General features: G+C 67.0%; 13 protein-coding genes. 8 read left to right on the top strand and 5 right to left on the bottom strand.

Features of this window, described 5'->3' with window-relative positions; genetic code table 11:
• The 4 genes from ACFQRE_RS12700 to ACFQRE_RS12685 all read left to right on the top strand — a co-directional run bounded on the left by ACFQRE_RS12700 (position 1) and on the right by ACFQRE_RS12685 (position 4189).
• On the top strand, positions 1-936 hold the full coding sequence (locus ACFQRE_RS12700; protein WP_380122813.1) for a PfkB family carbohydrate kinase: 936 nt from the start codon (positions 1-3) through the stop codon (positions 934-936).
• 5 nt (positions 937-941) lie between these two features.
• Positions 942-2657, top strand: coding sequence for a fumarate hydratase (locus ACFQRE_RS12695; protein ID WP_380122810.1), 1716 nt, complete (start codon positions 942-944; stop codon positions 2655-2657).
• A complete protein-coding gene (locus ACFQRE_RS12690) occupies positions 2654-3169 on the top strand; it encodes a beta-class carbonic anhydrase (protein ID WP_380122808.1) in 516 nt (171 codons plus the stop codon). The genes ACFQRE_RS12695 and ACFQRE_RS12690 overlap by 4 nt, the downstream gene beginning before the upstream one ends.
• A gap of 171 nt (positions 3170-3340) precedes the next feature.
• A complete protein-coding gene (locus ACFQRE_RS12685) occupies positions 3341-4189 on the top strand; it encodes an MOSC domain-containing protein (RefSeq protein ID WP_380122806.1) in 849 nt (282 codons plus the stop codon).
• Positions 4190-4192: 3 nt separating this feature from the next.
• Here the strand turns inward: ACFQRE_RS12685 and ACFQRE_RS12680 are convergent, their stop codons facing one another.
• Positions 4193-4846 (bottom strand): SDR family oxidoreductase, encoded by a 654-nt coding sequence (locus ACFQRE_RS12680; protein ID WP_380122804.1) that lies wholly within the window; start codon positions 4844-4846, stop codon positions 4193-4195.
• 2 nt (positions 4847-4848) lie between these two features.
• Positions 4849-5277 carry an Ohr family peroxiredoxin gene (locus ACFQRE_RS12675; RefSeq protein WP_380122802.1) on the bottom strand — a complete coding sequence of 143 codons (429 nt, stop codon included), beginning with the start codon at positions 5275-5277 and terminating at the stop codon, positions 4849-4851.
• 45 nt (positions 5278-5322) lie between these two features.
• Here ACFQRE_RS12675 and ACFQRE_RS12670 point away from each other — a divergent pair, with 45 nt between their 5' ends.
• From ACFQRE_RS12670 to ACFQRE_RS12655, 4 genes are all read left to right on the top strand, one after another.
• A complete protein-coding gene (locus ACFQRE_RS12670; RefSeq protein WP_380122800.1) occupies positions 5323-6690 on the top strand; it encodes a GH1 family beta-glucosidase in 1368 nt (455 codons plus the stop codon).
• Positions 6691-6830: 140 nt separating this feature from the next.
• On the top strand, positions 6831-7658 hold the full coding sequence (locus ACFQRE_RS12665; protein ID WP_380122798.1) for an ABC transporter substrate-binding protein: 828 nt from the start codon (positions 6831-6833) through the stop codon (positions 7656-7658).
• Positions 7659-7754: 96 nt separating this feature from the next.
• On the top strand, positions 7755-8579 hold the full coding sequence (locus tag ACFQRE_RS12660; RefSeq protein WP_380122796.1) for an amino acid ABC transporter permease: 825 nt from the start codon (positions 7755-7757) through the stop codon (positions 8577-8579).
• 5 nt (positions 8580-8584) lie between these two features.
• Positions 8585-9472: an amino acid ABC transporter ATP-binding protein gene (locus tag ACFQRE_RS12655; protein ID WP_380122793.1), complete on the top strand. Its 888-nt coding sequence runs from the start codon at positions 8585-8587 to the stop codon at positions 9470-9472.
• A 113-nt stretch (positions 9473-9585) separates the two neighbouring features.
• On the opposite strand, the gene glmM is transcribed toward ACFQRE_RS12655, so the two are convergent.
• From glmM to rplM, 3 genes are all read right to left on the bottom strand, one after another.
• Positions 9586-10932, bottom strand: a complete 1347-nt coding sequence (glmM, locus tag ACFQRE_RS12650) for a phosphoglucosamine mutase (RefSeq protein WP_380122791.1) — start codon at positions 10930-10932, stop codon at positions 9586-9588.
• Positions 10933-11192: 260 nt separating this feature from the next.
• Positions 11193-11708, bottom strand: coding sequence for a 30S ribosomal protein S9 (gene rpsI, locus ACFQRE_RS12645; protein WP_380122789.1), 516 nt, complete (start codon positions 11706-11708; stop codon positions 11193-11195).
• Positions 11708-12151 carry a 50S ribosomal protein L13 gene (rplM, locus tag ACFQRE_RS12640; protein ID WP_380122786.1) on the bottom strand — a complete coding sequence of 148 codons (444 nt, stop codon included), beginning with the start codon at positions 12149-12151 and terminating at the stop codon, positions 11708-11710. Before rplM ends, rpsI begins: the two co-directional genes overlap by 1 nt.
• Positions 12152-12417: the final 266 nt, after the last annotated feature.

Below are 12417 nucleotides of genomic sequence, written 5' to 3'. Positions count from 1 at the left end.
ATGGTCGTCGACACCAGCCCCGCGCAGCACATCCTCGTCGTCGGCGAGACGCTCGTCGACATCGTCCACACGCCAGACGGCGCCGTCGCCGAGCACGTCGGGGGCTCCCCCGCCAACGTCGCGATGGGTATCGCCCGACTCGGCCACACCACGGTCCTGGCGACGACCCTCGGCGACGACGCCCACGGAACCCGCTGCGAGGAGCAGATCACCTCACATGGTGTCGCCATCGAGAACCTCGACACCGGCAGCCACCCGACCTCGACGGCCATCGCCACGATCGACGACTCCGGCGCTGCTGAATACGACTTCGACCTCCACTGGGACCTCCGCCCCGTCGCGGACCTCGACACCTTCGCCCACGTCCACACGGGCTCCATCGCGGCGACCCTCACCCCCGGCGCTGCGGTCGTCACCCAGACGCTCGTTGACGCCCGCGAGCGCGCGACGATCTCCTACGACCCCAACGTCCGCCCGACGATCATGGGCAGCGTCGACGAGGTCCGCGCGCGCGTCGAGGAGCTCATTGCTCTGAGCGATGTCGTCAAGGCGAGCGAGGACGACATCGACTGGCTGTATGCCGGTGAGTCCCTTCCCGATGTGATGGCCGCCTGGGGGCGGCTCGGCCCCGGACTCGTGGTCATCACCCGTGGTGGCGACGGTGTGACCTACCGCGCGACCGCCACGGGTGAGATCGCCGATGCGCCAGCCCGGGTCGACGAGGTGGCCGACACCGTCGGCGCCGGCGACTCGTTCATGGCCGGTTTGGTCTCGGGACTGCTCGATGCCGGCCTGCTCGGTGACACCGATGCCCGCCAGCGGCTCAGCACCGCGACGCTCGAGGCCGTCGCCGGCTCGGTCAGCCGAGCCATGGCCACGAGCGCCATCACCGTCGGCCATGCGGGCGCCTACGCGCCGACGCGAGAGGAAATCTGAGCACGATGACAGAGTTCGCCTACGAGGACATCCTGCCGATCGGCAGTGACGACACGGCATACCGGTTGCTGACCACGGACGGCGTTGAGGTCCTCGACGGTCCCGGCGGGCGCCAGTTCCTCTCGGTTGCGCCCGAGGCTTTGCGCCTGCTCAGCGAGACGGCGATGCACGACATCGCGCACTACCTGCGTCCGGCCCACCTGCAGCAGCTGGCCAACATCCTCGACGACCCCGAGGCGAGCAACAACGACAAGTTCGTCGCGCTCGACCTGCTCAAGAACGCCAACATCGCTGCGGGTGGCGTGCTCCCGATGTGCCAGGACACCGGCACGGCGATCGTCATGGGCAAGCGCGGTCAGCACGTGCTGACGCAGGGCGTGGACGAGAAGGCGCTGAGCAACGGCATCTACGACGCCTACACCCGCCTCAACCTGCGCTACTCCCAGATGGCCGCCGTGAACATGTGGGAGGAGAAGAACACCGGCAACAACCTTCCCGCCCAGATCGAGATCTACGCCGACACCGCCCAGGGCCACGAAAGCACCTACAAGTTCCTCTTCATGGCCAAGGGCGGCGGCAGCGCCAACAAGTCGTTCCTCTTCCAGGAGACCAAGGCCGTCCTCAACGAAGCAGCGATGATGCGCTTCCTCGACGAGAAGCTCCGCGGCCTCGGCACCGCTGCCTGCCCGCCCTATCACCTGGCCATCGTCATCGGCGGCACGAGCGCCGAATTCGCGCTCAAGACAGCGAAATACGCGAGCGCCAAGTACCTCGACACCCTCCCCACCACCGGCGACGCGGCCACGGGACGCGGTTTCCGCGACACCGTGCTCGAGGAGCAGGTGCTCGGCCTGACGCGCGAGTTCGGCATCGGCGCCCAGTTCGGCGGCAAGTACTTCTGCCACGACGTCCGCGTCGTCCGCCTTCCCCGCCACGGCGCATCGCTACCCGTCGCCATCGCCGTGTCCTGCTCCGCCGACCGTCAGGTGCTCGCCAAGATCACCGCCGACGGTGTCTTCATCGAGCAGCTCGAGACCGACCCGGCACGCTTCCTCCCGGACACGACGCACGACGCCCTCGAAACCCACGGCGACGAGGCCACCGGCGCCAGTTCGACCGGCCAGGGTGCCGTCGTCGAGATCGACCTCAACCGGCCGATGGACGAGATCCTCGCCGAACTCACGGCCCACCCCGTCAAGACCCGCCTCTCGCTCACCGGCCCGCTCGTCGTCGCCCGCGACATCGCTCACGCCAAGATCAAGGAGCGTCTCGACGCCGGGGAGGAGATGCCCGACTACCTGCGTGACCACCCCGTCTACTACGCCGGTCCCGCCAAGACACCCGCCGGTATGCCGTCCGGCTCCTTCGGTCCGACGACTGCCGGTCGCATGGACTCCTACGTCGAGCAGTTCCAGGCCGCGGGCGGCTCCAAGGTGATGCTCGCCAAGGGCAACCGGAGCAAGGTCGTCACGGATGCGTGCAACGAGCACGGCGGCTTCTATCTCGGCTCGATCGGCGGGCCCGCGGCTCGCCTCGCCCAGGACTGCATCAAGAGTGTCGAGGTGCTCGAGTACCCCGAGCTCGGCATGGAGGCGATCTGGAAGATCGAGGTCGAGAACTTCCCCGCCTTCATCGTCGTCGACGACAAGGGCAATGACTTCTTTGCATCCGTGACCAAGCCGATGGCCTTCACCATCCCCAAGAGAGCAGGACTCCTGTGACCGAAAATGCTTCTCCGACAATTGGATTCGACGATCTCATCGCCGCGAACAAGTCGTTCGCAGCACGCTTCACCCTCGGCGGGTTCGACGGCATCGCGCACCGCGGCGTCGCCCTCGTCACGTGCATGGACTCGCGCATCGACCCTCTCGGCATGCTGGGCCTCTCCCCCGGCGACGCCAAGATCTTCCGCAACCCCGGTGGCCGCGTCACCGCTGCAGCTCTCGAGGCGCTCGTCCTCGGCGTGCACCTCCTCAACGTCCAGCGCATCCTCGTCGTCCCGCACACCCGCTGCGCCATGACGAAGTACTCCGAGACCGAACTGCGCGAGATCATCGGCGAGAAGGCCGGGTCCGACGCCTCGTGGCAGGGCTTCCACGTGATCGGCGACCAGGAAGCCGCCCTCAAGGCCGACGTCATGGCCATCAGGGCTCACCCCCTCATCCCCGACACCGTCGCCGTCGGTGGGTTCATCTACGACGTCGACACCGGCCTCCTCGACCAACGCGCGTGAGCTGACGGTGAAGGTCGAGCGCACAGCGACGCACGCTCAGTCGCTCCTTCGTCGCGCTCGCGCGTGAAGGTCGAGCGTAGGGCGATGCACGCTCAGTCGCTCCTCCGTCGCGAAGGCGCGCATCGCCCTACGCTCGACCTTCTGGATTGCAAGAGAGGGAGGGGTTGAGCGATGTCGAACGTCCACGTCGTCGGGCTCAACGTGCATCCGGTCAAGAGCACGGCAATTCGGCCGGTGAAGTCGGCCGCCGTCGAACTGGCGGGCTTCGCTGGTGACCGGCGCTGGATGGTCGTCGACGCAGAGGGTGTGCTGGTGTCGGCGCGCGAGCTCCCTCGGCTCTTCTCGATCGCTGCGGACACCCCGGAAACCTCGTCGGACGTGACCACGGGGTTGCGACTGCGTGCCGATGGCCTGGGCGACCTGCACATCGCGACCGACCCGGGCGATGAGATCCCGATCCGGATGTTCAGCAACGACCTCACCGGAGTCCTCGTCTCAGCCGAGGCCGACGCCTGGGTCTCAGAGGCCGTCGGGACCTCGGGGCTGCGGCTCGTGCGCTGCCCCGATCCCACGCGGCGGGCACTCAAGCCGGGCCTTGGTCGCGAAGGCGACCACACGGCATACGCCGATGCAGTTCCGGTGACGCTGGCAAGCCTGAAGTCGCTCGCTCAGCTCAACGACTGGGTGGCCGAGGGTGCGGTCGGGCGTGGTGATGAACTGCCGGCCACTTTGCCGGTCCACCGGTTCCGCCCCAACGTCGTCATGGACGGTGATCTCGAGGCGTTCGTCGAGGACACGTGGTCGCACGTGCAACTGGGCGACGTGACCTTCCGGGTCACCGGCCCCGTGAGCCGCTGTGTCATGACGACGATCGACACGGACGACCTTGCCAAGGGCAAGGAGCCGATACGCACCCTGGCTCGGCACCGACGCTGGGACGGCAAGACGTGGTTCTCGATACAACTCATCCCCGACGGCGCCGGTGTGGTGCGCGTCGGGGATGAGGTCGAGCCCAGCTGAGATTCAGACGATCGCGTCGAGCGCCAGCTTGATCGGTGTGTCGCCGTTGTTGAACAGGACCGTGGTGCGGGCGAAGACGTCGTGCTTGACGACGTATGCCGCCACGGTCGCCACATCGTCGCGGGTCACGTGCGAGCTGGCGAGACCCTCGCCGACCTCGATGCGGCCTGTGCCCGGGTCATCCGTGAGGGTGCTTGGCCCGAGGACAGTCCAGTCGAGCGACGACTCGCGCAGGTAGGCGTCCGCATCGGACTTGGCCTGGGCATAGGTGAAGAACGCATTGTCCTGCGGCACACCATGGTTGGGCCCGGCCCCGAAGTAGGACACCATGACGTAGCGCGGCACCCCGGCAGCGACCGCAGCATCCATCGAACGGATCGCCGCGTCACGATCGACGGCGACGGTGCGCTCGGGACTGCCGCCGCCGGCACCGGCCGACCACACGACGACGTCGGCTCCGGCGAACGCCTCGCTCATCTGCTCGACTGACATGGACTCGACGTCGAGGACGGCCGGGGTCGCCCCGGTCTCCTCGATGTCGGCGCTCTGGTCGGCGTTGCGGATCCACGACGTGACGTCGTGCCGCGCGTCGGTCAACTGGCGAGCGAGACGCAGCGCGATCTTGCCGTGGCCGCCGATGATCGTGATGGAGGCCATCGTCAGACCGTCCTCACCGTGACGATGACGTCGATGTTGCCGCGCGTCGCCTTGGAGTAGGGGCAGGTCTGGTGGGCGGCCTCGACAAGCGCCTGGGCCGTGGCCTCGTCGACTCCGGGGATGACCGCCTCGAGAGCGACCGCCAGGCCGACCCCCGTGGCCGTCGTGCCGAGGTCCACCGACGCCGTCACGGTGGACTCGCTGGTGTCGAGACCCTGTTTGCGAGCAACGGTGTTGAGGGCGTTCCCGAAGCAGGCCGCATAGCCAGCGGCGAAGAGCGTCTCGGGGTTGGCCTTCGGGTTGGCCTTGCTCCCGGGCTTGCCCGTCGCGAGGTCAATCACTCCGTCCTCGCTCTTGACCGCGCCCTCTCGCCCACCCTTGGCGGTCGCGGCAGTGGTGTACAGGGTCTTGGTGAGCGCTTCGTATGGCATACGAACACCATGCCCCAGCCGGGCGTCCCCCACTACGTTGGGTCCATGACGTTCGAGACGACCTTCCCCGACGGTTTCCTGTGGGGCGCAGCAACGGCGAGCTACCAGATCGAGGGGGCGGTGGCCGAGGACGGCCGCTCGCCGTCCATCTGGGACACCTACTGCGCGACCCCCGGCAAGGTCCTCGGGGGTGAGTCGGGCGAAGTGGCCTGCGACCACTACCACCGCGTGCCCGAGGACGTCGCGCTCATGAAGGAGCTCGGCCTCGAGGCATATCGCTTCTCCGTCGCCTGGCCCCGCGTCATCCCCACCGGCACGGGCGCGGTCAACCAGGCTGGCATCGACTTCTACTCGCGACTCGTGGACACGTTGTTGGACAACGGGATTCGACCGTTCGTCACGCTCTACCACTGGGACCTGCCACAGGCGCTCGGCGACAAGGGCGGCTGGCTCAACCGCGATGTCAAGGACTGGTTCGCCGAATACACCGGCGCGGTGGTTGGCGCGCTCGGCGACCGGGTCAAGAACTGGACGACCCTCAACGAGCCGTGGTGCTCCTCGCTGCTCAGCTATTCACTCGGTCACCACGCACCCGGGCACACCGACCCGGTCGAGGGGCTCGTGTCCGCCCACCACCTCATGCTGGCTCACGGGACCGCGGTGCCGGTCATCCGCGAGAACTGTGCCGACGCGCAGGTGTCGATCACCCTCAACCCCACCCAGGTCTACGGACCCGACAACCCCACCGAGGCCGATCTCGACGCCGTCCGTCGGGCCGACAACATCCTCAACGGCATCTTCTTCGGACCGCTCTTCCACGGTGCCTACCCGCAGAGCCTGCTCGACGACACCGCACACCTCACCGACCACGGCTACATCCAGGCCGGTGACCTCGAGGTCATCAACGCACCACTTGACAACCTCGGGGTCAACAACTACTTCCCGACTCGCGTGCGGCACGTGGAGGGGGCCGTTCACCCGCTGCCCGGAGGGGACAACGTCGAGGACACCGAGCCCCACCCGCCGCTGACGGACATGGGCTGGGAGATCTCGCCTCAGGGCCACCACGACATCCTCATGCGTTCGTGGGAGGAGTCCCGCCTGCCGATCTACATCACCGAGAACGGCTCGGCGTGGCCGGACGTCATCGAGACCGGCGCCGAAGGTGAAGCGGTGCACGATCCGGACCGGACGGCATACCTGCATGGTCACCTGGACGCTGCGAAGCAGGCGATCGACGACGGCGCCGACATCCGGGGCTATTTCGCGTGGTCGCTCATGGACAACTTCGAGTGGGCGTTCGGCTACAGCAAGCGGTTCGGAATCATCCACGTCGACTACGACACGCAGAAGCGCACGATCAAGGACTCCGGCCGCGAATACGCCCGCATCATCGCGTCGCACCGCCCCTGACCTGCGCATGAGACCCCCGCACAGGTCACGATTCGGGGGTCTCATGCGGCAAAGGGCCTGTTTGTCGCCCCCCGCTGGGTAGGGTCAGCGACTAGTCAGACGTGGGTCGACCACGTCCACTACCGCCAAGGAGTCCCCCGGTGACCACCTCACGTACCCGCCGCGCCAGCGCCCTCGCTGCCGCCGCGCTCATGTCCACTCTTGCCCTCGCCGCCTGCGGTTCCGGTGACGGGGACACCCCGGCCGCCACGAACTCCAGTGGCGTCGCGCTGATCACAGATGGCAAGCTCAAGGCCTGCACGCACCTGTCCTACAAGCCGTTCGAGTTCAAGGAAGGCTCCAAGGTCGTCGGCTTCGACGTCGACCTCATGGACCTTGTCGCCAAGAAGCTCGGCGTCGAGCAGGAGGTCGTCGACATCGAGTTCGCGACCATCACCTCGGGAGCGGCCTTCGCCGCCAAGAAGTGCGACGGCGGTTTTGGCGCCACGACCATCAACGACAAGCGCAAGCAGGCCATCAACTTCTCGGACCCGTACTTCGACTCCACCGCAGCCCTGATCACCAAGAAGGACTCCGGCGTCACGGACCTTGCCAGCCTCAAGGGCAAGAAGATCGGTGTCCAGACCGACACCACGGGCCAGGAGTTCGCCGAGAAGGAGAAGGGCGCCAACGGCTTCACCCCCGTCGTGTTCGACGACCTGCCGACGCAGCTCGCCGCCGTGCTGGCCGGAAAGGTCGATGCCGCGATCAACGACAACGGCCCCCTCCTCGACTACGTCAAGGACAACCCCACGACCGCTGTGGTCAAGGAGTTCGACACGGGCGAGCAGTACGGTCTGATGTTCAAGAAGGACGCCAACGGTCAGAAGCTCACCGACCTGACCAACGAGGTCCTCAAGGCCGCAGTGGCCGACGGCACCTACAACACGATCTACAAGAAGTGGTTCGGAGTCGACGCCCCGAAGTGACCCTTCCGCATCGTCGGGGGGCGGCGGTACGGTTTCGACCGGCCCGCCGCCCCTCGGCGTTGCGGCCCATGACCCCGTAGGTCGGCAGGAGAGCTGATGAGCACCACCACTACTGAAGCGCCACAGAAGAACAAGTTGTCGCCCCGCAAACGCGCCCAACGGATCCGATGGGCACAGTACGCCGTGCTAATCGTGGTCGCCCTGGCCCTCGCCCTGACCGCGAACTGGCCGCAGATTCAGAAGCAGTTCTTCGACCCGGAGCTGATCAAGACCACCCTGACCGAAGGCGTGGGTTCGGCCCTCAAGAACACGGTCATCTACACCGCTGGCGCCTTCGTCATCGGTTTGCTGCTCGGCACAGTCTTGGCCCTCATGCGGCTTTCTTCGGTGGCTCCCTACCGCTGGATCGCGACGGTCTGGATCGAGTTCTTCCGCGGTCTGCCGGCGATCATCGTCTTCATCGCGTTTGGCCTCATGTCCCTGGCCTTTGAGGGCTTCGTCATTCCCTACGACCCCTATGGAACGGTCTGGGTCGCCCTCGGTCTCGTGGCCTCCGCCTACATGGCCGAGACCATCCGAGCTGGCATCCAGGCCGTCCCCCCGGGGCAGATCGAGGCAGCCCGCTCGCTGGGTATGCCGTCCGGAGTCGCCACGCGCAAGATCGTCCTTCCGCAGGCGTTCCGGGTCATCACGCCCCCATTGACGAATGAGCTCATCCTCCTCGTCAAGGACTCCTCGCTCGTCTACGTCCTGGGGCTCTCGGCCTCAGGGTACGAGCTGACGAAGTACGGGCGGCAGCTCTCCAGCGACAACGCCAGCCTCACACCTCTCGTCGTGGCCGGCTTCTGCTACCTGATCATCACCCTCCCGCTCTCCGTCATCGTGCGCCGCATGGAAGCCCGTCAGAAGAAGGAGCGCTGAGCCACATGTCTGCATCCACCACCACGGTCTCCCCCGTCGTCGAGGTCACCGACCTCCACAAGTCGTTCGGCGCCAACCACGTCCTGCGAGGGCTCAACGCCACCATCAGGCAGGGCGAGGTCGTCTGCGTCATCGGCCCATCGGGTTCGGGCAAGTCGACCTTCCTGCGTTGCATCAACCTCCTCGAGGAGCCCACGAGCGGCTCGATCAAGGTCGGTGGCGACGAGGTCAACGACCCCGACTGCGACATCGACGCCATCCGCCGCAACATGGGCATGGTCTTCCAGCAGTTCAACCTCTTCCCGCACCTCTCGGTCCTCGAGAACTGCACGGTCGCGCAGACGACGGTGCTCAAACGGAGCAAGGACGAGGCGCAGGCCAAGGCACGCGAGAACCTCGAGAAGGTCGGCCTCTCCGAAAAGGAGGACGCCTATCCGGCGCAGCTCTCCGGCGGTCAGCAACAGCGCGTGGCCATTGCGCGTGCGCTCTCGATGGATCCCAAGCTCATGCTCTTCGACGAGCCGACTTCTGCGCTCGACCCCGAGCTCGTCGGTGACGTTCTCTCGGTCATGCGCCGTCTCGCAAGCGAGGGCATGACGATGTTCGTCGTGACCCACGAGATGGCCTTCGCGCGCGACGTCGCCGACCGGGTGATCTTCATGGACGGTGGCAACATCGTCGAGGAGGGCTCCCCCGAGCAGGTCATCGGCGAACCGACCGAGGAGCGGACCAAGGTCTTCCTTCAGCGCGTGCTCGACCCGACGCACGTCGAACCGGGAGCCGAGGACGAGGCCTACCTCAAGCGCCACGTCGCCGGCCCGACGGACGACGGCCTCGAGGAACGCCAGCCGGGCACTCACGGCCGCTACAGCGGCGGCGCCGGCCTCGGCTGAAGCCCCACTCAGCATCCCCCGGCTGACACCAGTCGAGAGGAGAGAACGCGCTGTCTCCGGTACCTCGGAGACAGCGCGTTCTCTCCTCTCGACTGCTCTGGTGTGGCGGGGCCTCAGAGAGTGAGGCGTTCCTTGACGACCTCGACCAGGCGGTCGGCGACCAGTTGGGCGTCGTCCTTGGTCGCAGCCTCGACCATGACGCGCACGACGGGTTCGGTGCCGGACTTGCGCAGCAGGACGCGACCGGAGCCGTTGAGCTGCACCCCGGCTGCGGCCACCGCGGCCTGGACGCCCTCATCGGTCTCGACGCGGGCCTTGTCGACGCCCTTGACGTTGATGAGGACCTGAGGCATCCGGGTCATCACCGTGCCGAGCTCGGCGATGGTCTTGCCCGTGGCGACCATGCGGGCGGCGAGCATGAGGCCGGTGAGGACACCGTCGCCAGTGGTGCCGTGGTCGAGCAGGATGACGTGGCCGGACTGCTCTCCCCCGAGCGTGTGTGCGGACCGACGCATCTCCTCGAGGACGTAGCGGTCGCCGACTCCGGTCTGCTTGACCTTGATGCCCTCGCGCTCCATCGCCTGGATGAGGCCGAGGTTGCTCATGACGGTGGCGACGAGGGTGTCCTCATGCAGCGCGCCGCGGGACTTCATGTCGACCGCGAGGATTCCCATGATCTGGTCGCCGTCGATCTCGTTGCCTTCGGCGTCGACCGCGAGGCAGCGGTCGGCGTCACCGTCGTGAGCGATGCCGAGGTGGGCGCCGCGGCGCACGACGGCGTCCTTGAGGTGGTCGAGGTGGGTGGAGCCGTAGCCATCGTTGATGTTGAGGCCATCGGGCTCGGTGCCGATCTCGATGACCTCGGCGCCGGCGAGGCGGAACACCTCGGGTGAGACCGACGAGGCCGCCCCGTGGGCCCCGTCGATGACGACGGTCAGCCCGTCGAGCCGGTTGGGGATGGCTTCGAGGAGGTGCGCGACGTACCGAGCCTGGCCGGCGCGGTTCTGGAGCACGCGACCGACCTGGGCGCCCGTCGGGAGTTCCGGCGGGTTGTTGAGCCCCGCCTCGATCTCGTCCTCGAGCGCGTCGGGGAGCTTGTGTCCACCGAGTGCGAAGAACTTGATGCCGTTGTCCGGCATGGCGTTGTGCGAGGCAGACAGCATGACGCCGAAGTGGGCATCCATGTCCGCGGTGAGGAAGGCGACGGCGGGCGTCGGCAGCACGCCGACGTCGTGGACGTCGACGCCGGACGAGGCGAGTCCGGCGATCACGGCCGCGCTCAGGAACTCACCTGAGGCCCGCGGGTCGCGCCCCACGACGGCCTTGGGTTTGCGCCCGGTCTCACGTGCGCTGCGACCGAGGACCTCGGCGGCCGACATGGCGAGGCGCATGGCGAGGTCGGCGGTGATGTCGACGTTGGCGAGACCACGCACGCCGTCGGTACCGAAGAGTCGAGACATGCTCGGTGGACCTTTCGTTTGTCAGACAGTCGAGTAGGCGAACGCGCGCCATGCCTGCCACAGCAGGCGGCGCACAGAACCGCGCATCTCGTCGAACCTACCCCTGAACGCGCCGATGGCGGCACCCGAAGAAATCGGGTGCCGCCATCGAACGACAAGACCCAGGCTCGATCCAGCGCTTGAGGAGCCAAGCGATGAGACCGCGCCAGCGGCTCGATCCAGCGCTTGAGGAGCCAAGCGATGAGACCGCGCCAGCGGGATCAGCGCTTGGAGTACTGGGGTGCCTTACGGGCCTTCTTGAGACCGGCCTTCTTGCGCTCGGGAACGCGGGAGTCGCGCTTGAGGAAGCCGGCCTTCTTGAGGGCGGGACGGTTCAGCTCCTCGTCGATCCCATTGAGCGAGCGGGCCACGCCGAGACGGACCGCGCCGGCCTGGCCGGAGGGGCCACCGCCGTGCACGCGCACGAGCACGTCGTAGGCGCCAGCGAGCTCGAGCAGGGTGAACGGCTCGTTGACGATCTGCTGGTGGACCTTGTTGGGGAAGTAGGCCTCGAGCGTGCGGCCGTTGACCTTCCACTCGCCCGTGCCGGGGACGATGCGCACGCGGGCGATGGCCTGCTTGCGACGACCGGTGGCCGCGCCGGGCGCGGTGACGGCAGCGCGACGGGTGGACTCGCCGGCGTCGGCGGAGGACTCCGAGGTGTACTCGGTGATCTCCTGGTCTTCGGTGTCGGTGCCGAACTCAGCCTCGGGGGCTTCGGTGATGTTCTCGGTCATTACTGGGCCACCTGGGTGATCTCGAAGGGCTTGGGCTGCTGGGCCGCGTGGGGGTGCTCGGAGCCGGCGTAGACCTTGAGCTTGGTGAGCTGCTGACGGCCGAGGGTGGTCCGGGGAAGCATGCCGCGGACGGCCTTCTCGACGGCCTTCTCGGGGTACTTCTCGAGCATCTCGACGTAGTTGCGGCTGCGCAGACCACCCGGGAAGCCGGAGTGGCGGTACGCCTTCTTCTGCTCGGCCTTGGCGCCGGTGAGGGCGACCTTTTCGGCGTTGATGATGATGACGAAGTCGCCACCGTCAACGTGCGGAGCGAAGGTCGGCTTGTGCTTGCCGCGCAGGAGCGTCGCCGTCTGAACGGCGAGACGACCGAGCACGACGTCCGTGGCATCGATGATGTGCCACGTGCGGGTGATGTCGCCCGGCTTCGGGGTGAAGGTACGCACGGTGTTACCTAACGTGTGGATGGAACGGGGTGACCTGCGGTCGCGCTCGTCAAAGGCTCAGCAGGGTATGCCGTGTGCTCCCGCCAGGGTTCTCACCTCTCGGGTCACCCTGGGAAGGGCGCACGGCACAACAGTCCTCAAGTTTACGGATCAGCGGTCCCGCACCCAAATCGGCCCAGAACCACCCCAAAAGGGCACCTGACCTGCACAAACGCAGGTGAGAATCCGGCATACAGAAAGGTTGTGCAAACAGAGTGTGCACAGGT

Source organism: Knoellia pratensis, assembly GCF_042666395.1.
Lineage (GTDB): Bacteria > Actinomycetota > Actinomycetes > Actinomycetales > Dermatophilaceae > Knoellia > Knoellia pratensis.
The sequence above is the reverse complement of the archived record's forward strand: the minus strand, read 5'-3'. Positions and strand labels throughout refer to the sequence as shown.